The organism is Rhodococcus sp. JCM 9793 (assembly GCF_055380405.1).
In genome coordinates this window covers 2561767-2587642 of sequence record NZ_AP043721.1, presented here as the reverse complement: position 1 = coordinate 2587642, position 25876 = coordinate 2561767, and the positions used below count along the sequence as shown (strand labels likewise).

General features: G+C 66.1%; 4 protein-coding genes (1 of these 4 cut by a window edge). All 4 read right to left on the bottom strand.

Features of this window, described 5'->3' with window-relative positions:
* Window positions 1–217: 217 nt before the first annotated feature.
* Window positions 218–6079, bottom strand: a complete 5862-nt coding sequence (locus ACZ46K_RS13975) for an amino acid adenylation domain-containing protein (protein WP_464748795.1) — start codon at window positions 6077–6079, stop codon at window positions 218–220.
* A gap of 173 nt (window positions 6080–6252) precedes the next feature.
* The gene (locus ACZ46K_RS13970) at window positions 6253–8958 is read right to left on the bottom strand and encodes an amino acid adenylation domain-containing protein (RefSeq protein WP_464748793.1); all 2706 of its coding nucleotides are present in this window, start codon (window positions 8956–8958) and stop codon (window positions 6253–6255) included.
* 65 nt (window positions 8959–9023) lie between these two features.
* Window positions 9024–16520, bottom strand: coding sequence for an amino acid adenylation domain-containing protein (locus ACZ46K_RS13965; RefSeq protein ID WP_464748791.1), 7497 nt, complete (start codon window positions 16518–16520; stop codon window positions 9024–9026).
* Window positions 16521–16727: 207 nt separating this feature from the next.
* Window positions 16728–25876: the 3' end of a non-ribosomal peptide synthase/polyketide synthase gene (locus tag ACZ46K_RS13960; RefSeq protein ID WP_464748789.1), read on the bottom strand. It continues 20620 nt past the right edge of the window; only the last 9149 of its 29769 coding nucleotides appear in the window; the start codon falls outside the window, past its right edge; it ends in the stop codon at window positions 16728–16730.

Below are 25876 nucleotides of genomic sequence, written 5' to 3'. Positions count from 1 at the left end.
TGTCCCCTTGACCCGTCCTGTGCTCACGCCAGGCGTCACTCACCACTGTTTCCTCGCACCTACGTCCGCGTCCGGTCCGGCGGGCTACCGGACGGTATCGAGCCCCATTAGACCATCGGGGCCCGGTTCAGCACGTTACGGACGAGTCGGACACAGCGAGGCGGGGTGATCCGTGTCGCGGACCACCCCGCTGCGGGGATTGTTCAGTTGTTGCTGGTCAGGCGCGTCCCGCCAGCCAACGGCCGAGGACCGGCCCGATGTGGGCCACACCGTCGCGCGACAGCATCCGCCAGTGCGTCTCCCCGATCACCTCGGAGGCCACGACTCCACTCACGTGGCGGTGCCAGGCGTCGGCAGCCGATGCGTTCCGGTCCCGACCGGCGACGAAGATCAACAGGTCACCGTCGAACTGTCCGGGTCGGTGCGAGGCCAGCGCACGGTACGACCGACGCACCCCGTCGAACATCCGCTCGATGCGCTCGGGGGTGAGATCACCCAGCGGTGCGGGCAGGGAGCCGGCGAGATCGAGCGCGGCCTCGGGGGTGAGTTCCGTGATCGGGGTCGCTGAGACGCCTGTGCCGGTGCCGATGCCGAACATGTCGGCGATCGTCGGCGCCGGCTGTGCCGCGGTGGTGTCGGCATTGCCGTCCAGGTCGGCGTCGGCCGGGTACGCGTCCAGCACCGCGAGCGTCGAGACCTGCTCGCCGTCGCGTTGCAGCGCGACCGCGACGGCGTGGGCGAGCACGCCGCCCATCGACCAGCCCACCAGGTGGTAGGGGCCGTGCGGTGCGATGTTGCGGATGGTCCGCATATATTCGTCGGCCCAGGCGTCGATGTCGGCGGGCAGGGCAGCGCCCTCCTGCACTGCCGGCGACTGCAGACCGTAGACCGGACGGTTGTCGCCCAGATGCCGGGCGAGACCGGCAAAGCTCCAGGACAGGCCGGTCACCGGGTGGAAGCAGAACACCGGCGCCCCCGAGCCTCCGGTCTTCAGTGGAAGTACGGAATCGAACGGGCCTACGGCATCGCTGCCGACACCGACCGCTTCGGCATCGATTCGACCGGCGAGCTGTTCGACGGTCGGATGCAGGAACAACCACGGCAGCGGCACCTCGGTGAACAGATATTCCCGCACGCGGGCGACCACCTTCACGGCACTGAGCGAGGTTCCACCGACCTCGAAGAAGTCGTCGTCGAGGCCCACCTTCCCCGGGACGTCGAGCACCTCGGCGAAAGCAGCGGCGACCACGTTCTCGGTCGTGGAGCGCGGTGCCCGGTACGGCCGCGGGGTCACCTCGGGTTCGGGCAGTGCCTTCCTGTCGACCTTGCCGTTGATGTTCAGCGGCACCGCGTCGAGGGTCACGAAGCCCTGCGGAATCATGTACGACGGCAACAGTCGGGCGAGGTCCGAGCGCATCGCGGGAATGTCGAGCTGGTCACCGGTGGGTACGACGAACGCGACGATGCGGTCGCTCGACTGCACCGAGGAACCCTGCCGTACCGACGCGACAGCCTCACGTACTTGGGGGAGCGAACGCATCGCGACCTCGATCTCGCCGAGTTCGATACGGAATCCTCGGACCTTGACCTGGAAATCGGCCCGATCGAGGTATTCGAGGGTGCCGGAGCCGGTCCCACCGAAGGGACGCCACCGCACGATGTCACCTGTGCGGTACAACCTGGTTCCGGGTTCTCCGAACGGGTTCGCGATGAAACGTTCCGTGGTCAGACCGGGTCGTCCGAGGTAGCCGCGGGCCAGCTGCGTGCCTGCGAGGTAGAGCTCGCCGGCCACGCCCGGCGGCACGGGGTGGAGCCGCTCGTCGAGGACGAACACCTGCGTGTTCGACACCGGGTCGCCGATCGGTACGGAGTTCGAGGTCAGTTCGAGAACCTCGTGGGCGGTCACCGACACCGCGGCTTCCGTCGGGCCGTAGAGGTTGACCAGTCCGGTGGCCGACTGCGCAAGGGTCCGTTCGGCGGTGTCGACAGGCAGTGCTTCGCCGATCGCCAGGACCTGGCGGAGCGTGTCGGGCAACTCACCGCCGGCATCGTCGAGCAAGGCGTCGAGCATCGACGGAACGACATGCAGGGTGGTGATGCGTTCGCGCCGGATCAGATCGTTGAGGTAGGCGGGGTCGCGGTGTCCGCCGGGTGCCGCGATCACAAGCCTTGCACCTGCGGTGAGCGCGGACCAGAATTCCCACACCGACAGGTCGAACGTCGCCGCGGTCTTGAGGAGCACCGCGTCGGACGGGGTGAGGGCGAAATGTTCACGCTTCCAGACGAGCTGATTGACGATCGCACCGTGCGACACGACGACGCCCTTGGGGCGGCCTGTGGAACCGGAAGTGAAGATGACGTAGGCGGCGTTGTCGGAGCGCAGGGGTGCGAGCCGCTCGGAGTTGCGGATCGGCCTGCTGTCGTAGGCGTCGAGGTCGAGGGAATCGACCTGGAGGACGAAAGGTCCGGCCGGTAGATCGATCCGGTCCTGCGAGGTCGTGAGTACACCGGCCGGGGACGCGGTGTCGAGGATGTACCCTATGCGGCCGGCCGGGTGGTCGGGGTCGAGCGGCAGGTAGGCACCCCCAGCTTCGGTCACTGCATACATCGCGACGACCAGGTCGACGGAACGTCGCATGGCGAGTGCCACCACAGTCTCGGGACCCACTCCGCGTTCGATGAGAAGCCGTGCGAGTCGGTTCACTCGCGTCGCGAACTCCTTGTAGGTGAGGGCACCGGTCTCGTGGACGAGAGCCACGGCGTCGGGTGTCGCATGCACCTGGTCGTCGAACAGGTCGGCCAGGGTCCCGCCAGAACCGACGGCGTACTGTTCGGCCTCCCATGCCTGCAGCATTGCTTCGAGTTCCTGCGGGTCGTGCAGGTCGACGTCGCCGACCGGTACCGATGGGTCGCCCACCACTGCGGCGAGGATCCGCTCGTACCGGTCGAGCATCCGCTGCACCGACGAGCGGTCGAACAGTTCTGTGGCGAAGCCGAACTCGATACCGAATCCGCCCCGTCCACCACCAGCGCCGTGGTCGACGATGGTCACATGCAGGTCGAACCGGACCGATGTCGATGCGGCCTCGAGCGGCTCGACCTTCAGTCCGGGAAGGTCCAGGGAGTCGACGGTGAAGTTCTGGTACGAGAATCCGACCTGGAACACGGGATGCTGTGCAGGCGACCGCACCGGGTCGAGCACCTCGACGAGTCGTTCGAAGGGGACGTCGGCGTTGTCGAACGCGGCAAGGTCCGCGGTCCGCACCTGTTCGAGTAGTTCGGCGAACGTGTCTCCCAGCTCCACCGGCGTGCGGAGGGCGAGCATGTTGACGAACATCCCGACGACATCGTCGAGCTCGGGCGCGGATCGACCGGCGACCGGGGTACCGACCACCACGTCGACAGTGTCGGACAGTCGCGCGAGGAGAACCGCGAGGGCGGCATGCATGACCATGAACGGCGTCGCACCGGCGTGACGTGCAAGTTCCGAGATCTCCCGGTACATCGCGGGGTCGAGTGCGGCGCGCACCCGGTCGCCGGCGGATCCGAGGATCGCAGGGCGTGGGTGATCGGTGCAGAGCTCGAGGGATCCGGGGATCCCTTCCAGGGTCTCGGCCCAGAATGCACGTTGCCGACCCGCGACGGACCGCGGATCCTCGTCGGATCCGAGGAGCTCACGCTGCCAGAGTGTGTAGTCGGCGTACTGGACGGGCATCGGGGCCCAGTCGGGTCGAGCGCCGCCGCTGCGCGCGGTATACGCGGAGACGAGGTCGCGCACGAGCGGAGCCAGCGATGATCCGTCACCGGCGATATGGTGCATCACCAGGGCGAGGACGTGTTCGCTCGGGCCGCTCGCGAGAATGTGTGCACGCACGGGGACCTGGACCGTGACGTCGAATGCTTCGCCCGCAAGTTCGCCGAGTCGCTGCGGAAGGTCCTGTGCCTCCACGGTCTCGACAGCCACATCGAACTCGACATCGGCAAATTCGAGGATCCTCTGTTCACCGACGCCGTCGATCTCCGGGTATACCGTGCGCAGCGTCTCGTGCCTCGCAACGATATCGGCGAGCGCGGCGCGCATCGCGTCCACGTCGAGGTGTCCGGTGAGCCTCACCGCGAGCGGAATGTTGTAGAGCGACGACTGCGGTTCGAGTCGGTTGAGGAACCACATGCGTTGCTGAGCGTAGGACAAAGGCAGGTGGTCGGGCCGAGTCCGCGAGTCGAGCAGCGACGGTCCGGCCGGCGGTGAAGCGTCGACTCGCGCGGCCAGCGACGCCACCGTCGGCTCGTCGAACAATGCCGCGGCGGTGACGGTGACACCGAGTCCGGACCGCAGGAGGCCCACGACACGCGTCGCGAGCAGTGAGTTTCCGCCGAGATCGAAGAAATCATCATCGAGACCGACCTGTTCGACCCCGAGCGCATCCGCGAACACCTCTGCTACCGCAACTTCCGTAGCCGACTGCGGCGCCCGGAACTCGGCGACCACCGGATCGGGATCGGGAAGCGCCGAGCGGTCGAGCTTGCCGGATGGGGTGAGGGGAAGCCGGTCGAGAAGAACGATCACCGAGGGCACCATGTATGCCGGTAGGAGAGCTTCTGCGTGCTCGGTGAGCTCACGAACACCGGGGGGCGTGTCGGTGCCGTGTACGTAGGACACCAGTCGGGTCTCGCCCGTAGGAGTCGAACGCCCCATCGTCACCGCAAAATCCACACCCGGCAACGACGACAGCACCGCATCGATCTCACCCAACTCGATACGGAAGCCGCGCACCTTCACCTGAAAATCGTTGCGCCCCACATACACGATCCCCGACCGAGCATCCCGCGGGCCCCGCACCAGATCCCCCGTCCGGTACGTACGCGTACCACCCGGCGCCGCCACGAATCTCGACGCTGTCAGCCCCGCACGACCGTGGTATCCCCGAGCAACCCCCGGACCCGACAGATACAACTCGCCCGTCACACCCGCCGGAACCGGGTGCAACCGCGAATCCAACACGTGTCCGGCAGAATTGCGGATCGGAGCACCGATCGTCACCTGCTCCCCCGGTACCAGCGGATCCGAGATAGTGGACATGATCGTCGTCTCGGTGGGTCCGTACCCGTTGAAGAACCGACGACCCGGCGCCCACCGCGCCACCAGATCCGGCGGGCACGCCTCCCCACCGACCACGACGCACTCGAACACATCCAACCCGCCCGGATCCACCGACGCCAACGCAGCCGGCGTCACAAATCCATGCGTCACACCCTGCCGCACAACAAGATCCGAGAACTCTGCTCCGCCGAACACCGACGTCGGCGCCACCACCATCGTCGACGACGCCCCCACTGCCAACAACAACTCCAACACCGACGCATCGAAACTCGGCGACGCGAAATGCAACGTCCGCGAACCCGGACCCATTCCGTACCGCTCCACCTGCTCAGCACAAAAATTCGCCAAACCCGAATGCGTCACCACGACGCCCTTGGGGCGCCCCGTCGAACCCGACGTATAGATCACATACGCCGCATTCTCGACCCGCAGCGTCCGGACCCGCTCGTCGAACATGACGGGGGTCGACGGCAGCGTCGCGAGTACGGACTCGGTCTCGGGCGTATCGACGACAACGATGTTGGTATCGGTCGCCGCTGCTTCCGCATGGCTCGACAGCGTCAGGACGAGATCCGCCCCGGAGTCGGAGAGCATGTACTCGATGCGGTCGGCAGGATAGTTCGGGTCGACCGGCACGAACGTAGCACCGGCCTTCACCACCGCCCAGGTTGCGAGAACCGATTCGAGCGACCGGGCCATCAGGATGGCCACGCGATCCTCGGGGCCGACGCCACGGCCTATCAGCAACCGCGCCAACCGCGAGGATCGAGTATCGAGTTCGCGGTAAGTGAAAGTGCCGGAATCGGACACGATCGCCGTTGCATCAGGGTCACGCTCGACAGCGGTCGCGAGCAGGTGCGGCAGCAGAGGAACCGGAGCATGGCGCCGGGTTCGCCTGATACGACCCTTTCGACGCGTGATGTCATGGCTCACGTTGTTCGAATCGACATCCCCGGACCCTGTGACCTTCACCGTCATACCACTCCCCGTTCCGCGCCGGGGTGGAATGCGGTCGTGGGCAGCGCGTTCGGCGATACACACGGATCGGATGCTGTTACGCGACACGGCCCCCGACAAACCGGGTCACGCGCACCGACCATTTCCGAGTCTCGCATGAGACCACTGCTGTTTCCAGTTGAATGACATTTGAACTATTCGACATCCACTGAAAGGGTGAACAATTCGGACATTTCGCGAATAGTGATCCATGTCTCCAGGAGCGGCCCGACGACCGCACACGCGTCGCTTCCCGTCAGCTCCCAGTGGGACACCTCGACCTCATGGCGACACACCTCGCCCACCACGAACGGAGACCAGTCGAGGAGGGAATGACCCGCTCCTGGTTCCGATCCCCGAGCTCCCACGAAAAGGAGATCTCCCGAGAACCGACCCGGCCTGTGCTCCGCGAGAACGCCGAACGACCACCCGATTCCATCGAGGAAAGCAGCCGTTGTCGGAACGCCGTCGGTGCCCGCATCCAGTTCTCGTGTGATATCCGACACCATCTCGTCCCTACCGCGTATGTCTGCGCCCACACCTCCTCGCAGGGCTGCGAGGGCGACCTGCTGCACGTCGACGGGCGCCTCCAACGGTGCCGGAACCTGAGTGTCGAGCAGAATCAGCGACGCCACGGCCTCGCCGCTCCGTTGCAACTGCACGGCCATCTCGTGGGCGATCACGCCACCCATCGACCACCCGACAAGATGGAATCGTCCATGAGATTGCAGGCGGCGGATCTCGGATATGTAGAGCCGAGCCCATTCCTCGATCGATTCGGGCATTGCGTCGGTACCGGACAATGCGGGCGATTGAAGTCCGTAGACGGGGCCGCCCCCCGGTACGTGCTTCGCCAATTCAGCGAAGCTCCAGGCGAGTCCGACCACCGGGTGCACGAAGAAGACCGATTCGAGATCCGGGTCGCCGGTACGGAGCGGGATGACCATGTCGAATGCGCCGCCGATTGCGGGCTCGTCCGACTCGACCAACGCCCCGATCCGGGCAGCCAACTCCTCCACCGACCCCGACTCGAACACCACCGGCACCGACACCCGCACACCCACCACCGACGACAACCGCGCCACCACACGCGTCGCCGCCAACGAATTACCCCCCAAATCCACAAACGAATCATCCAAACCGACCCGCTCCACCCCCAACACCGACGCCACCACCGACGCCACAGACTCCTCCAACACCGACCGCGGCGCCCGAAACTCCCGCACCGCAAACACCGGCTCCGGCAACGCCCCCCGATCCACCTTCCCCACCGGAGTCAACGGCACCTCATCCAACACCACCACCAACGCCGGCACCATATACCCCGGCAACACCCCCGCCACCTGCTCACGCACCACACCCGAATCGAGCACCACACCCGACTCCGGCACCACATACGACACCAACGCCGACTCACCCGACGCCAACACCGACCCCACCGTCACCGCAAAACCCACCCCCGGCAACGACGCCAACACCGCATCGACCTCACCCAACTCGATACGGAACCCCCGCACCTTCACCTGAAAATCGCTACGCCCCACATACTCCAACACCCCACCCGAACCACGACGAACCACATCCCCCGTCCGATACATCCGCCCACCCGACGACGAAAACGGATCCGCCACAAAACGAGACGACGTCAACCCCACACGACCGTGATACCCCCGCGCCACCTGCGCCCCCGCCACATACAACTCCCCCACCACACCATCAGGCACCGGACGCAAACGCTCATCCAGCACAAAACACCCCACCCCCACAATCGCCGACCCGATCGACACCCCCGAACCCGGCACCAACTCCGACGAACTCGTCGCCAAAATCGTCGTCTCCGTCGGACCATACGCATTGAAAAAACGCCGCACACCCGGAACAGACCACCGCCGCACCAACTCCGGCGTAAAAGCCTCCCCCGCCACCACCACAGTCGACAACGAATCCAACCCCACCGGATCCATCGACCCCAACGCACCCGGCGTCATGAACACATGCGACACCCGCTCCGCCGCAATCAACTCCGCCAACTCCGGCCCACCACCGACACCCGCCGGAGCCACCACCACCGACGCCCCCGCCGAAAACCCCACCAACAACTCCAACAACGACACATCGAAACTCGGCGAACACACATGCAACACCCGAGACGACCCATCCACCCCGAAATGCTCACGCTCAGCCGAAATCAACGGCGCCACACCCGCATGCGACACCACCACACCCTTAGGCCGCCCCGTCGACCCCGACGTATAAATCATCCACGCCGCATCAGAAACCTCCACCGACCGCACCCGATCCGCATACGACACCGGACGCGACGACAACCCCCCCACCTCGGACACCAAACCCGCATCATCGAACACCACCACCGGCACCGCAGGCGGACACGACACCGACACCACATCCACCACCGACGACACCGTCACCACCAACACAGCACCCGAATCCGCCACCATGAACTGCACACGCTCAGCCGGATACCCCGGATCCACCGGCACAAAAGTCGCCCCCGACTTCACCACCGCCCACAACACCACCACCGACTCCAACGAACGCGGCACCGCCACCACCACCGCATCCCCCGGACCCACACCCCGAGAAATCAACCACCGAGCCCACCGCGACGAACACTCATCGAGCTCCCGATACGACAACGACCGCCCACCAGCAACCACCGCCACCGCATCACCACACGACTCCACCGCCGACACCAACAACTGCGGCAACACCACACCCCGACCACGCCCACCACGTTGCTTCGAGGAGTTCTTCCGTCCGGTCCGTGCGATCCGGCCGCTTTGTCGCAATTCTTCCGCTTCGGCCTGTCCAACCGAACGCGACCCCCGGTCAGCCACCACGAAATCGACTCCTTCCGGTCGAGCAACCCCGACGCCGCTCGACCGGAAGTAAAGTTACCGAACAGTTACCTTTCTTGCAGCACCCACGGATCGGCCGCACCGGCACTCTTGCCTGCCAGCGGGCCTGAAACAACGATGTCCACCCCGGCGTGTCGGTCGGTGACGATCACAGCTTCGAGGTCCTCGGAATCGGACAATGCAGATACCTCAGCGGCCGGAACGAATGCATGGCTGACCCACTCCTCGAGCACGAGTTCGCCGAGATCATCGTCGTGACCAGGAACAACGACCACCGCGCCTGCAACCGCTGCGGCCAGCACTGCGAAAACAGTCCATCGATCGGCAGCTGCGCTGCCCGGCAGGATGCGCGAATCGTAGGTCAGGGCCAGCTCCTGCTGCCCCCGACGCAACGCGGCGACCACTTCACCGTGGTTGAGACACACATCACCGAAGCACAATGCCCGGTCACCGGGACCGAGTACCTCGGGACGATCCGTGTAGCCGAGTGAACGGCCGGACAGGCCGGCCACAGCCGCGTCGACCGCCGGATCGTCGATCGAGATCCACGTCGTTTCGGCAGCCGTCTCAGCCTCCTCGAACTCGACAACCCGGTCGGTCGTGGCCAGACACCACCGTGCGGGCACCTGCCGGTCGACGGACACCGCGGCCCCCGACTTCGCCACCGCCCACAATGCGACCACCAGATCGACACCGACAGGAAGGTCCACCGTCACAACATCGCCCGACGCCGCTCCGAGGGAGATCAGGTATCTCGCCCACTGGGACGAGCGCGCCTCGATCTCCGCGAAGCTCGACTCCATGTCGCCGAACACGACGGCGAGAGCGTCCGGATCCGATTCGACGGCAACCTGGAGTTCCTGCGCGAGGGTGCGATCCACGCTCATCGGCGTCGTCGACGGCACCGAAGGCGCCACCGTCACGCTCGCCGAACGCTCACTGTCCGTACGGATATCGAGGTCGCCGACCACCGCGGCGGGGTCGGCGGCCACTGTGTCGAGGATCGTCACGAACCTGTCTGCGAGCGTCCCGATGGTATCCGCGTCGAACAGATCGGTCGCGTAGGTGAAGGCGAGTGCCATCCCCCCGGCCGCACCGTCATAGCCTTCCCTCGGTTCCGCGGTCACCTGCAGGTCGAACTTTGCTGCCAGCTCACCACCGTCGACGGCTTCGACTGTCAGCCCGGGAAGTTCGAGTCGTGCCGGTTCGATGTTCTGGAACGACAACACCGTCTGGAACACGGGATGTCGCGCTGCCGATCGTGCTGCGACCACCTCGTCGACGATGCGCTCGAACGGCACGTCGGCGTTCGCGAACGCCTCGAGGTCCGTGGCGCGGGCCTCATCGAGGACCGCACCGAAGGTGGCGGCAGGGTCGATGTCGGTGCGCAACGCCAGAGTGTTGACGAACATGCCGACCACGTCGTCGAGCGCGCGAGCACCGCGTCCGGCGACGGGGGTGCCGACGACGATGTCGCGGGAGTTACTCAGCCGCGACAACAAGACCGCAAGTGCGGAATGCACCACCATGAACAGCGTGGACCGGTGCGCCGCAGCGAGTTCGTCGAGGCGCGTGCGGGTTGCTGCGGTCACCTCGGTGACATGCGTGGCTCCACGCAGGCTCGGAGTCGCCGGCCGTGGCCGATCCGTGGGCACGTCGAGCAGATCGGGGACCCCGGCGAGACGCTCACGCCAGTACGCGAGCTGGATGCCCGCCGGTGACTGCGGATCGTCGGCGGCACCGAAGGCTTCCTGCTGCCACAACGCGAAGTCTGCGTACTGGATCTCGAGAGCACTGGGAGCGGGAGCATCCCCTGCAAGTCGAGCCACATACGCCGACATCAGATCCCGAGCGAGCGGCGGCAGGGACGCGCCATCGGCCGAGATGTGATGGACCACGAGCGCAAGGACGTGGTCGTCGGAGCCGATGCTGACCAGCCCACCGCGAACAGGCACCTCGGTGGCAACGTCGAATCCCTGCGAGACCACCTCGACGACGGCCGCGAATGCCTCCGCCTCGGAGTCCACCGTCACCGTCGTGAGGGCATCTACCGCGTCGGCTCCCAAGATCTTCTGGTGGGGGCCCTGCTCGTCCTGCGGATAAACGGTGCGCAATGACTCGTGTCGCTCGACGATGTCACCTACGGCGGCAGCCAGCGCCGCGGTGTCGAGGTCGCCGCGCAATCGGATGGCGAGCGGAATGTTGTAGGTCGCCGATCCCGGATCGAGCTGGTTGAGCACCCACATACGTTGCTGCGCGAGCGACAACGGGATCCGATCGGGCCGTGGCCCGGCCACCAGATCGGGAAGTACCCGGTCGCCCTGCCCGGAGTCGGCTCGCGCCGCAAGACCTGCAACGGTGGGGTCCTCGAACAGTTCACGTATTGCCAGACTCGAACCCAGCGTCTCGTTGATCCGCGCAATCACCCGTGTCGCGATGAGTGAGTTACCGCCCAGATCGAAGAACGAGTCGTCCGCGCCGACCTTCTCGACGTCGAGGATCTGCGCCAGAATCCGCGCGACTGCGCGTTCGGACTCCGTTGCGGGTTCCCGGTAGTCGTCGCCGAGAGCGTCGATCCGCGGAGCCGGAAGGGCTCGTCGGTCGAGCTTTCCGTTGACGGTCAGGGGCAGTTCGTCGAGCACGGTCACGATGTCGGGCACCATGTATCCGGTCAAGAACTCCGACACCTGGGTGCGCACGTCTGCCGCGACCACGGTCTCACCGGCGCGCGGTACGACATAGCCGACGAGTCGTTCACCGAGCCCGTCGTCGCGAACCATCGCAACAGCATGGGCGACACCCGATGCCTGTAGTAGCGCCGCCTCGATCTCGCCGAGTTCGATGCGGAAACCGCGCAACTGCACCTGGGAGTCACTGCGGCCCGCGTATTCGAGAACGCCGTCCGGGTTCCAGCGGGCGATGTCGCCGGTGCGGTAGAGCCTGCCTCCGCCGAACGGATCCGCGACGAACCGCACCGCAGTCAGATCAGGACGTCCGAGGTACCCGCGCGACAACTGGTCGCCGGACACATAGACCTCACCGGGCACACCCTGCGGTACCGGCTGTAGCCGTCGGTCGAGCACGCGCACCGCGAGCCCGGGCAGGGACCGCCCGATCGCGCTCGCCGCACCGGCCCGCGCGTGGATGCGCTCGACCGGGTGGAAGGAGACATGCACTGTCGTCTCCGTGATGCCGTACATGTTGATCAGGCGGGGCGAGACGGGATGCCGGTCGAACCAGCCGCCGAGGCGCCCGGGATCGAGTGCCTCTCCGCCGAACACCACGTACCGCAACGTCGACGGCGCAGCATCGACCTCACCCGAGGCGAGGGCACGGTCCGCCTCGTCGAATTGGTAGAACGCCGACGGCGTCTGGTTGAGGATCGTCACGCCTTCGGTGCGCACGAGACCGGCGAACAGCTCCGGCGACCGCGAGGTCGGGTAGTCGACCACCACGAGCCGGCCACCGTGCAGCAGCGGCCCCCACAGTTCCCACACCGAGAAGTCGAATGCGTACGAGTGGAACAGGGTCCACACGTCCTCCGACCCGAAACCGAACAGCGGTTCGGCGTTCTCGAAGAGGGTGAGCACGTTGCGGTGGGTGACACCGACACCCTTCGGGCGGCCCGTGGAACCCGACGTGTAGATGACGTAGGCGAGATCATCGGGACGCAACGGCGCCGGACGGTCGGCGTCGGTGAGCGCATCTGCCGAGAACGTCTCGGCGACGTCGTCCGCACCATCGGTACGAAGAATGTCGATTCCGCTGTCCCACAGCACACTCGCACCATCGCCACGCCCGATCACGTCGGAGGTCACGATTGCGCGGGGGCGCGCATCGTCGAGCATGTACCGGATGCGATCCTGCGGATAGGTCGGATCGACCGGCAGGTAGGCGCCCCCCGATTCGATCACAGCAAGGAGCGCGACGACGAGGTCGATCGAGCGCGGCAACGCCACAGCCACGAGTGCCCCCGGGCCGACACCGGCGGCGACGAGCCGACGCGCCATCCGATTGGCGCGGGCTGTGAGTTCGGCGTAGTCGATGGTGGCACCGGCGAAGGTGACCGCAGGAGCGGTGGCGTGAGCGACCACAGATTCCGACAGACGACCGGAGAGCGTGGCCGGGGTCCGTGCCGGTGAGCCCGCACCGAGCGAACTCCACGCGGTCAGAACCTGTTCGCGTTCGTCCTCTTCGAGGATCGGCAGATCCGCGACTGCGGTCCTCTCGTCGGATACCACCGCACCGAGGATCCTGGTGAACCTACCCGCGAGGCTCTCCACCGTGGTGTTGTCGAACAGCTCTGTCGCGTAGTTGAATTCGACGGCGAACCCACCGGGTGCACCGTCCGCCCCCACAGTGTCGGCAACGGTGACCTGGAGGTCGAATTTTGCTGTCGCCGCGTCGAATTCGACGCCAGAGATGCTCAGACCCGATAGTTCGAGGTTCGACACGGGCATATTCTGGAACGTCAGCATCACCTGGAACAGCGGGTGACGGGCCTGCGAACGCGGTGGGTCGAGCACCTCCACGAGGCGCTCGAACGGTACGTCGGCGTGCACGAACGCATCCAGATCAGCGACACGCACCCGATTCAGCAGGTCTTCGAACGACTCCCCACCGTCGACCTCGGTGCGCAGCACGAGCGTGTTGACGAACATGCCGATCACATCGTCGAGGGCGGCCTCGCCGCGGCCGGCCACGGGAGTGCCGATCGCGATGTCCTCGGTACCGCTCATCCGAGCAAGCAGCACGGCGAGTGCAGCGTGGACGACCATGAATTCCGTTGCGCCACTGCGGCGTGCCAGATCCGCGATACCGGCACGCAGATCGCGGTCGACATCGACCCGCAGCGATGCACCGCGGTTGCTCGCGACTGTAGGCCGCGGGCGATCGACGGGAAGTGCAAGCTCTTCCGGCAGGTCGGCGAGGGTTCGTCGCCAGAACTCCACCTGCTCGGACATCAGCGACTCGGGATCGGACTCGTCGCCGAGCACCTCGCGCTGCCACAACGCGTAGTCCGCGTACTGCACCTCGAGCGGAGTCCACGACGGCGCGTTCCCCGAGACGTGCGCGCCGTAAGCGGTCACCACGTCGCGTACGAGTGGGCCGATCGAGTAGCCGTCGGCGGAGATGTGGTGCACGACCACGACCAGCACGTGCTCGCGCTCCGACACCTCGAGCAGGCACACTCGGAGCGGAACCTCGCGAGTGACATCGAATCCGGTGGTCACGATCTCCGCGATGCGATCAGGGACCTCGTCTGCGGACAGCGGTTCGGGCACCACGTCGAGCCGCGCATCCGATACCGGGAGCACCTGCTGGTAGCCGATACCGTCGATCTCCGGGTAGACGGTCCGCAGCGATTCATGCCGGGCAACGACGTCGTCGATTGCTGAGCGCAATGCCGCATGATCGAGATCTCCGGAGAGCCTTATGGCCATCGGGATGTTGTCGACGAACGATTCCGGCTGCAGGCGGTTGAGGAACCACATCCGCTGCTGCGCCGACGACAACGGAATACGATCGGGACGCTCCCGAGCTGCCAACGGCACCGAGTCGCCGCCGGCCACGAGTGCGCCGATCCGGGCAGCCAACTCCTCCACCGACCCCGACTCGAACACCACCGGCACCGACACCCGCACACCCACCACCGACGACAACCGCGCCACCACACGCGTCGCCGCCAACGAATTACCCCCCAAATCCACAAACGAATCATCCAAACCGACCCGCTCCACCCCCAACACCGACGCCACCACCGACGCCACAGACTCCTCCAACACCGACCGCGGCGCCCGAAACTCCCGCACCGCAAACACCGGCTCCGGCAACGCCCCCCGATCCACCTTCCCCACCGGAGTCAACGGCACCTCATCCAACACCACCACCAACGCCGGCACCATATACCCCGGCAACACCCCCGCCACCTGCTCACGCACCACACCCGAATCGAGCACCACACCCGACTCCGGCACCACATACGACACCAACGCCGACTCACCCGACGCCAACACCGACCCCACCGTCACCGCAAAACCCACCCCCGGCAACGACGCCAACACCGCATCGACCTCACCCAACTCGATACGGAACCCCCGCACCTTCACCTGAAAATCGCTACGCCCCACATACTCCAACACCCCACCCGAACCACGACGAACCACATCCCCCGTCCGATACATCCGCCCACCCGACGACGAAAACGGATCCGCCACAAAACGAGACGACGTCAACCCCACACGACCGTGATACCCCCGCGCCACCTGCGCCCCCGCCACATACAACTCCCCCACCACACCATCAGGCACCGGACGCAAACGCTCATCCAGCACAAAACACCCCACCCCCACAATCGCCGACCCGATCGACACCCCCGAACCCGGCACCAACTCCGACGAACTCGTCGCCAAAATCGTCGTCTCCGTCGGACCATACGCATTGAAAAAACGCCGCACACCCGGAACAGACCACCGCCGCACCAACTCCGGCGTAAAAGCCTCCCCCGCCACCACCACAGTCGACAACGAATCCAACCCCACCGGATCCATCGACCCCAACGCACCCGGCGTCATGAACACATGCGACACCCGCTCCGCCGCAATCAACTCCGCCAACTCCGGCCCACCACCGACACCCGCCGGAGCCACCACCACCGACGCCCCCGCCGAAAACCCCACCAACAACTCCAACAACGACACATCGAAACTCGGCGAACACACATGCAACACCCGAGACGACCCATCCACCCCGAAATGCTCACGCTCAGCCGAAATCAACGGCGCCACACCCGCATGCGACACCACCACACCCTTAGGCCGCCCCGTCGACCCCGACGTATAAATCATCCACGCCGCATCAGAAACCTCCACCGACCGCACCCGATCCGCATACGACACCGGACGCGACGACAACCCCCCCACCTCGGACACCAAACCCGCATCATCGAACACCACCACCGGCACCGCAGGCGGACACGACACCGACACCACATCCACCACCGACGACACCGTCACCACCAACACAGCACCCGAATCCGCCACCATGAACTGCACACGCTCAGCCGGATACCCCGGATCCACCGGCACAAAAGTCGCCCCCGACTTCACCACCGCCCACAACACCACCACCGACTCCAACGAACGCGGCACCGCCACCACCACCGCATCCCCCGGACCCACACCCCGAGAAATCAACCACCGAGCCCACCGCGACGAACACTCATCGAGCTCCCGATACGACAACGACCGCCCACCAGCAACCACCGCCACCGCATCACCACACGACTCCACCGCCGACACCAACAACTGCGGTAACACCACACCCCGACCACGCCCACCACGTGCGGGGCGCTCTGCGCGGGGGACGCGCGGGGCGCGTGCCCCCCGGGGGGCACGGCCGCCGCCGTGATCGGCGGTGCGGCCGCGCGCGCCCTTCGCCGGACGCTCGGTGCTCGATTCGGGTACCGCCGGCTGCGGCTCGTCCGACTGCGGGGCATTCATCGGAGTAACCCCATCCGAGCCGCCGTCGTGTCGTGAACGCATGTAAAAGCCCACACCCTTCGCTTTCGGTACCTCGAAGCTCGCCTGATGCGAACCGAGCCAGCATAGTCATCCGTATCGGCGAGCATTCCTTACCCGTTAGTAACCTCTTGGTTTGATCTCTCCGGGCAGCTTCGACGTTACCGTCGAGCGAACTCGTCTCCTGCAGACGAACGACCGTGGGGCCGCCTTCAGGCGGCCCCACGTGTATCAGTGCTGGTCAGCCGCGACGTGCACTTGATGTGCACTCCGCCACTCAGTGAGAACTCCTGCCGGAGCCTCGTCGACGACCACGACCACCGCGAGATCTTCGAGACCGGGTTCGAGGGTCTCCAGGGACGACGCCGGCAGATGAGCGTGCGTGACCCATTCGTTGTAGAGAACGCCGTCGAGGTCCTCACCGCCCACGATGCCCTCGGGTACCAGCACGACAACGGCCCCGGTCGCGGTGACGAGCAGCTGCTCGAGCGCCAGTGCCTGTGCACCCGCACCGTCGATCCCTCCACGCGCAACCGCCGCGCTTCGGGACTCGTAGGTCAACGAGTACCGATCTCGCAGGGCGCCGAGGAGGTCGACCAGTTCCGCGTTGGACAGCGTCCGTGAATCGAGGACCACCGCCGGATCCGCCGGATCGACCGGACGCACACGATCGGCGTAGGTGACCGGATCCGCCGGCCTCGCGGCAATGTCTCGCACGACGCCCTCGTCGTCGACCACGAGCCAGTCCCCGACCGACTCGTCGCCTGTCACGGCGTCGATGGTCAAGCCAAGTACCGCACCCATCGGCAGAGTGGTGGTCCACCGCTGCGGGTCGACCACCTCGAAGGCTGCGCCGGTCTTCGCCACTGCCCACTGAGCAACGACCGAGGCCACCGACCTCGGCATCGCGATGGCCACGACATCGCGGGTTCCGAGACCACGTGCGATGAGCACACGTGCAAGCTGCGACGACTGCTCGTCGAGTTCCCGGTACGAGATCTCGCGTCCTTCCTCACCTGTGGCCGCGTCCGCCGGTACCGCCAGCGCCGGCGCGGACGGATCCTCTTCGATCACCTCACCGAGGACAGTGGCCAGAGTGCGCGCCGCGGATGCAACGACCGGGGTCACCGCGCCCGACTCCTCGACGATGCGCGCCGCCTCGTCTGCACCGAGCAGATCGATGCCGCCCACCGAGGAGTCCGGGTCGGCGACGAACGCGTCGAGCACCCGGACGAACTGCTCGGAGACCCGCGAGATCGCGGCCTCGTCGAAGAAACGCTCGAGGTACTTGAACGTGAAGTCGATTGCTGTGTCGGCGACGGTGAGCAGCGTGATCGGGTAGTGCGTCGCGTCCTTGACGCCGACACCGGTGATGGTCATCCCGTCGATCGAGCCCGCCGCGTCGGACAGCGCGTCCCGGTCTATCGGATACGACTCGAACACCAGCAGCGAATCGAACCCGATCGGGGTGCCGGCGCGCTGTTCGATGTCGGACAGGCCGACGTAATGGTGATCGAGGAGTCCGGCCTGCTCCGCCTGCAAACGCGTGAGCAGGGTCGAGACCGACTCGTCGGGGTCGGCGTTCACCCGCACCGGCAACGTGTTGATGAACAGACCCACCATCGACTCGACGCCGGGCAGGTCGGCAGGACGTCCGGAGACGGTCGCGCCGAACACCACGTCGTTCCGTCCGGTCAACCGGCCGGCGAGCACCGCCCACGCCGCCTGGACCAACGTGTTGACCGTGACGCCGAGTTGCCCGGCGAGCGTGGTCAACCGCGTGGTGCGTTCGCTGTCGTACAGCACCGACACCTTGGCGATCGTGTCGTTGTCCGCATCGCGGACGGCCGGCGCGAGGATCGTCGGCTCCTCCAACCCGCGCAGGGTGTCCGCCCACGCGTCGAGGGAATCGTCGCGATTCTGCTCCGACAGCCAGGACAGGAAGTTCCGGTACGACCGGACACGCGGCAGCAACGACTGATCTCCGCGCAGCACGTACAAGGCCATCAGGTCCTGCATGAGCAACGGCATCGACCAACCGTCGAGCAGGATGTGGTGACTCGTGACCGCGAGGTGGTACCGATCGTCGGATTCCTTGACGAGCAGGAACCGCATCAGCGGCGCGGACGCCATGTCGAACCGGCGGGCCTGCTCGGCTGCGAGCACTCCTGCAAGTTCATCCTCACGTCGATCCAGCGGAACATCACCGAGATCTACTTGCGTCCAAGGTAGTTCGACGTGGTCGAGAACCAGCTGAAGCGAGTCGCCTTCATCGTCGGTGACGAACGCGGTACGCAGATTCGGGTATCGATCGAGCAGCGTCTGACCTGCGCCGCGCAGACGCTCCGCGTCGACAGCACCTTCGAGATCGAGCACGGCCTGCATCGTGTACACGTCGACGTGACTCTCGTCGGTCATCGACGCGTGGAACAGCAGACCGGACTGCAGCGGCGACAGCGGCCACACGTCGTCGAGCGCCGGGTAGCGGTGCTCCCAGTGTTCGATCTCGGTCTGATCGAGGTCGACCAGCGGCAGATCCGACGGGGTGAGACCACCTGCACCCGGCCCGGTCGCGTACTTCGCGAGTGCGCTCAGCGCAGCAATCCAGTGCGCAGAGAGCTCGTCGACGTCGTCGCGGTCCAGCAGTCCCTCCGGGAACGCGATGTTCGCGCCCAGTTGCGGGCCGTCCGGCCCGTCGCTGACCACAGCGTTGATATCGACCGCAGCATTCGCGGGCATATCCGCGTCCTGGACCACGTCGAGCTTGCCGAGAGCGTCCGTAGGCGCCCACCCGATCGCCGCCAACTCCACCGGCACATCCGCCGCAGACACACGACCCAAATAGTTGAAACTGATCTGCGGCGACTTCACCACCGCCGCCAACCGCTCCGACGACTCCCCATCCAGATACCGCAACAAGCCGAAGCCCATGCCCTTGTCCGGAATCGCCAGCAACTGCTCCTTCACAGCCTTCACCGCAGCACCGATCGCGTCACCACCGGCGAACGCCTCATCGACATCGACACCGGCCAGATCCACCCGCACCGGATACGCACTCGTGAACCACCCCACCGTCCGCGACAGATCCGCACCCGGCACCACCGCTTCCTCACGGCCGTGACCCTCGAACTTCACCAACGCAGACGACGACTCGATCCCACGATCACGACGCCACCGCACCAACGCCAACCCCAACGCCGCCACCAGACCATCAGCAACCCCACCACGGAACAACGACGGCACCGACGTCAACAACGCCTCGGTGTCCGAGGCGGGCACGCTGATGTCGAATCGCTCGACGGTCGATGCCGTATCGACGGACGGGTCGAACGGCCGCACGCCGAGCAGTGGGTCGGGGCCCTCGAGAATCCGCTCCCACAGTCCCAGTTCGTCGCGATGCGACGGTGCCGCCTCGACCAGACCGTGCGCCCAGCGACGCAACGACGTACCGACAGCGGCAAGTTCGATCTTCTCCTGCCCGGAGACGATCTGACCCCACGCAAGACCGAGGTCCGGCAACAGGATTCGCCACGACACACCGTCGACCACCAGGTGATGGGCGACGACGGCGAGCACACCGGCACGTGCGGCCGAACCGAAGTCGAACCACACGAACTGCAGCACCGACCCGGCGAACGGGTCGAGTCGACCGAGTGCCGCGTCGATCTCGCGTCCGGCGAGAGCGGACAGGTCCTCGTCGCTGATGTCGGCGGGAGCCTCGACGCGAGTGAGGAGGGATTCTGCGTCCACCTCGCCGGCAGCGCGCACCCGGAAGGTGATGCCGTCGCCGTCGCCGTCGCCGTCGAGGATCGACCGCAGCGCATCGTGATGATCCACCACGGCACCGATCGTCCGCTCGAGCACATCCGCAGTGATGTCCTGCGGAAGCGTCACGGAGACGAACTGGGAGAACCGGTCGAAGCCACCGGGCCACCCCAGCACCTCACGCATGATCGGCGTCAACGGAACATCACCGACACCGCCACCGGGCAGTTCCTCGAGTCGCACGATGCCCTGGGACTCATCGCTCCGAACTGCTACCTCGGCCAGGCCCGCCACCGAACGCCGCTCGAACACATCCCGCGGCGAGAACACCACACCACGAGCCTTCGCCCGCGACACCAACTGAATCGACACGATCGAATCACCACCGAGCGCGAAGAACGACTCGTCCACACTCACCTTCTCCAAGTGCAGAACCTCCGCGAACACCTCCGCAATGATCTCCTCGACCTCACTACCGGCCGCACGATACTCACGCTCCTCGAGCACCGGCTCCGGCAACGCATCACGATCCAACTTGCCCACCGGCGTCAACGGCACCTCATCGAGCACCACGATCGCCGACGGCACCATATGCGGCGGCAACGACCGAGCGACGAACTCCGTCAACCCCGCCACATCCACAGTCCGGCCCGCCGCAGGCAACACATACGACACCAACACCGTCGCACCCGACGCCGTCGAACGGCCGAGAGTCGCAGCGAAGTCGACGGTCTCGTGCGCGGCCAGGGCAGCGTCTATCTCGCCGAGTTCGATACGGAAACCGCGCACCTTCACCTGGAAGTCGCTGCGCCCCACGAACTCGAGCTCGAGACGGTCCTCGCCGGCACGCCACCGCACCACGTCACCCGTGCGGTACATGCGTGAACCGTCGGGGCTGTAAGGATTCGCGACGAACATCTCGGCGGTGAGAGCGCTGCGGCCGTGGTAACCGCGGGCAAGCGCGGCACCGGTCATGTACAGCTCGCCGGCGACGCCCTCGGGGACAGGACGCAACCGCATGTCGAGCACGAGCGCGGACACCCCGTGTGTGGGATGACCGATCGTGATCGGACGTCCCGGTTCGAGCCGCGCGAACGACGAGATGATCGTCGTCTCGGTGGGGCCGTACCCGTTGAAGTACTTACGTCCCGGCGCCCACTTGGCGAGCAGCTCCGGGGTGGTGACGTCACCACCGACCGACGCGACCTCCAGACTGTCGATACCCGTCGGATCCATCGTTCCCAGCACCGCCGGGGTGATGATCGTGTGCGTCACCCGTTCGGCGCGTAGCAACTCCGCGAGATCGGGGCCGCCGATGATCGTCGAGGGCACAACGACCAGCGTCGCGCCGCTGGTGAACGCCGCCATCCACTCGAGTACCGACGGGTCGAAGCTCGGCGAGCAGATGTGCAGGAAGCGATGACCGGCGCGCAGGTGGTACAGCTCGACGGCGGTGTCGACCACCCCGCCGAGACCCTGGTGGGTGACGACGACGCCCTTGGGGCGGCCCGTCGAACCCGAGGTGTAGATCACGTATGCCGGATGGAACAGCGACAGCGGACGCACCCGGTCGGAGGCACCCACCGGCAACTCCGATTGCCCGTCGAGTTCACTTACGAACGCCGGATCGTCGAGCACGATCCACTCGGAGTCACCGGGCAGCCCATCGCGGTGGGTCGAGGACGTGATACCCAGGACCGCACCGGAATCGGCGAGCATGTACCGCACGCGGTCGACGGGATAGGTGGGGTCGACCGGCAGGTGCGCGGCACCTGCCTTCGCGATCGCCCACACGCTCAGGACCATCTCGTACGACCTCGGGTACGACACCGCAACGATGTCCTCCGGGCCGACGCCGCGTCCGATGAGGATGCGCGCGAGCTTCGACGAGGTCTCGTCGAGCTCCCGGTAGCTGATCGAGCGCCCCTCGTAGCGGACCGCAGTAGCATTCGGATCCAGTGTGACCGCGGCCGTGAGGATGTCTGCGAGAGTTCCACCCGCACCGACGTGATCCCCGTGGACATGTGTGAGCCGGCGGACCTCGTCGACGTCGAGCATCGGGAGATCCCCGACCGGCGCCTGCGGATCCGCGAGGATGCCGGCGAGCAGCAGTTCGAACCGGCGCGCAAACCGTTCGACGGTGCCATGGTCGAACAGCGCACTCGCGTAGGAGAACTCGGCCGACATACCCGTCGGTGCGCCGTCTTCCCCGATGCCCTCACGCAGCGTGAGCGACAGGTCGAACTTCGCGGTGTCCACCTCGAACGGCACACCGGACACACTCAGCTCCGGAAGTTCGAGACCCGCGGACGGCAGGTTCTCGAACGACAGGGCCACCTGGAACAGCGGGTGCCGCGCCGTCGACCGCTCGGGTTCTACGATCTCGACGAGCCGCTCGAACGGGATGTCCGCGTGCGCGAACGCCTCGAGATCGGCCTCTCGGACCCGCGACAGCAGGCCGGTGAACGACTCGCCTGCGTCGACCCGGCTCCGCAACACCAGAGTGTTGACGAACATGCCGATCAGATCGTCGAGTTCCGACTCGCCACGACCCGCGATCGGCGTGCCGATCGCCACATCATCCGAGTCCGACATACGCGCCAGGAAGATCGCCAGCGCGGTGTGGACGACCATGAACATCGTCGTGCCGGTCCTGCGGGCCAACGCCGCCAGCTCACCGTGCGTGGACTCGTCCAGCGCGAACTCGACCCGGCCACCCGCGAACGACTGCACCGGCGGACGCGGACGGTCCATCGGCAGGTTCAGCTCGTCCGGTACACCGGCGAGCGCACGCTTCCAGAACTGGGCCTGCGTCGACAGCAAGCTCTCCGGATCGTCCTCCGAGCCGAGAACCTCACGCTGCCACAGCGTGAAGTCCGCGTACTGCACCGGCAGCGGAGCCCAGGCAGGTTCTTCACCGGCCGCGCGGGACACATAGGCCGCCATGACATCACGCGTGAGCGGGGCCATCGACCAGCCATCGACACTGATGTGGTGGACAACGAACACCAGCACATGGTCGGATCCGGACTCCCCCACCCGGTACAGAACCGCACGCAACGGCACCTGCGTGGTCACATCGAACCCTGTGCCCACGATCTCCAGGATCCGTGCGGGCAGTTCCACTTCGTCGACCTGCACGGCGTCGAGGTTCGGCATCGCCTCATCCACCGACAGGATCTGCTGGTAGGGACGACCGTCGTCCTCCGGGTAGATCGTGCGGAGCACCTCGTGCCGATCGAGCAGATCGCGCACGGCCGCCTGCAACGCAGCTGTGTCGAGGGCGCCGGTCAGACGGACTGCGACGGGAAGGTTGTCGGCGCTCGACGTCGCATCGAAACGGTTGAGGAACCACATGCGCTGCTGCGCGAGCGACAGCGGCACCCGATCCGGGCGCTGCTGCGGCACCAACGGAGCCCGACGGGCCGAACCCGTGTGCTGCTCTGCCTGCGTGGCGAGCGCCTGCACCGTCGAGGACTCGAACAGCACCCGCACCGGGATCCGCACATCGAGCGCCGATCCGAGGCGCGCGACGAGCTGCGTCGCGATCAGCGAGTTGCCGCCGAGCGCGAAGAAGTCGTCGTCGAGGCCGACGCGTTCGATTCCGAGGACATCGGCGAAGGTCGTCGCGACGATCTCCTCGATCGGTGTCGTCGGAGCACGGAACTCCCGCGCCTCGAATGTCGGCGCAGGCAGAGCCTTGCGGTCGAGCTTGCCCGAGGTGTTGAGCGGGAACTCGTCGAGGACGACCAATGCGGACGGCACCATGTAGGAGGGCAGTGTCGCCGACACGACATCGACGAGCTCTCCGGTGTCGATGTTCCGTCCCGGCGACGGCACGACGTACCCTGCGAGCTGGTCACCGGTCGGGGTCTGTACCACGAGCACCGCGGCCTGGTTCACCGAATCGTGGGCGAGCAGCGCGGTTTCGATCTCGCCGAGCTCGATTCGCTGGCCACGGAACTTCACCTGGAAGTCGGTGCGGCCGATGTATTCGAGTTCGCCCTGCTCGTTCCAGGTCACGAGATCACCCGTGCGATACATCCGGTCGCCGGACTCCCCGTACGGATTCGCAACGAACCGGTCCGAGGTGAGATCGGGGCGGCGCACATAACCGCGTGCGAGCTGGATACCCGCGAGGTAGAGCTCTCCCGGGACACCGACGGGAACCGGACGGAGCCGACCGTCGAGAACGTACGCCTGCACGTTCCATTCCGGGACACCGATCGGCACCACGTCGACCGAACCCGTCGTCGGCGCCTGCCAGTAGGTGGCGGACACGGCGGCTTCCGTAGGTCCGTACAGGTTGTCGATGTCCGCGGAACTGATCCGGCGGACGCCGTCGATCGTCTCCGGCGGCAGTGCTTCACCGATCACGAAGATGTCGCGCAGAGTTCGGCATTCCACAGCGTCGGCGTGGGCAGCGAACACCGTGAGCATCGACGGCACGAAGTCCGTGATCGTGACCTGCTCGCGTGCGATGACTTCCGACAGGTACGCGGGATCGCGGTGACCGTCCGGAGTCGCGATCACGAGCCGGGCACCCACGCTCAACGGCATGAAGAAACCCCACAGCGACACGTCGAACGTGGTGGCGGTCTTCTGGAAGTACACATCGTCCGAGGTCATCTCGAACTCGTGCAGCATCCATTCCGTCTGGTTGACGATCGCGCGGTGCGTCACCGCGACGCCCTTCGGACGTCCCGTCGAGCCCGACGTGAAGATCGCATACGCGGTGTTGTCCGGACGAAGCGGTGCGATCCGATCCGCATCGGTGATCGTCGCGGACGAAGTATCCGACAGATCGAGCACGTCGATGGCGATCGACCGGATATCGAGATCCGACGGCACCTCGAACTCGTCGCGGACCGTCGTCACGATGCAGACCGGATCAGCCGTGTCCAGAATGTGCCGCACGCGGTCGATGGGGTGATCGGGATCGATCGGCACCCAGGCGCCGCCGGCCCGGACGATCGCGTACATGCCCACCAGCAGATCGAGAGACCGTCGGATGGCCAAGCCCACCAACGACTCCGGACCGACCCTCTGCGCAATCAGGTGTCGCGCGAGACGTGTGACGCGAGCATCGAACTCGGCGTAGGTGAGGGATTCACCTTCGTAGACGAGTGCGACAGCATCGGGGGTGCGTGCCGCCTGCGCGTCGAACCGGTCGGTGAGCAGAGCCGACACATCGAGTTCGTGCGCCGAGTCGTTCCAGTCATGGAGGACCCGGTCGAGTTCCGCGGCGTCGAGGAGCTCGATGTCACCCACAGGATTCCGGGGCTGCGCAGCGAGCGACTCGAGTACACGCACGAAACGGGCGACGAGCGTGGATACCTGATCGCGGTCGAACAGCGCACGCTGGTAACGCAGTTCGACTTCCATTCCCGTCTTGACGTGAACGAACAGACTCAACGGGTAGTGCGTTGCATCGTGCGTGCCGACTCCCGTGACGGACATCCCGTCGATCGACGAGGCCTGCTGGGCAAGGCCCTCCTCGTCGAGCGGGTACGACTCGAACACCGTGAGGGTGTCGAAGGCGACCGCCGGACCCGAGGCCCGCTGGATGTCGGTCAGGCCGAGGTGGTGGTGTTCGAGCAGCGCGGCCTGTTCGC

Excerpts from the sequence above, each read along its gene's own strand:
- ACZ46K_RS13975 (WP_464748795.1), bottom strand. The coding sequence starts at position 6,079 with ATGACGGTGAAGGTCACAGGGTCCGGGGATGTCGATTCGAACAACGTG.
- ACZ46K_RS13965 (WP_464748791.1), bottom strand. The coding sequence starts at position 16,520 with ATGCGTTCACGACACGACGGCGGCTCGGATGGGGTTACTCCGATGAAT.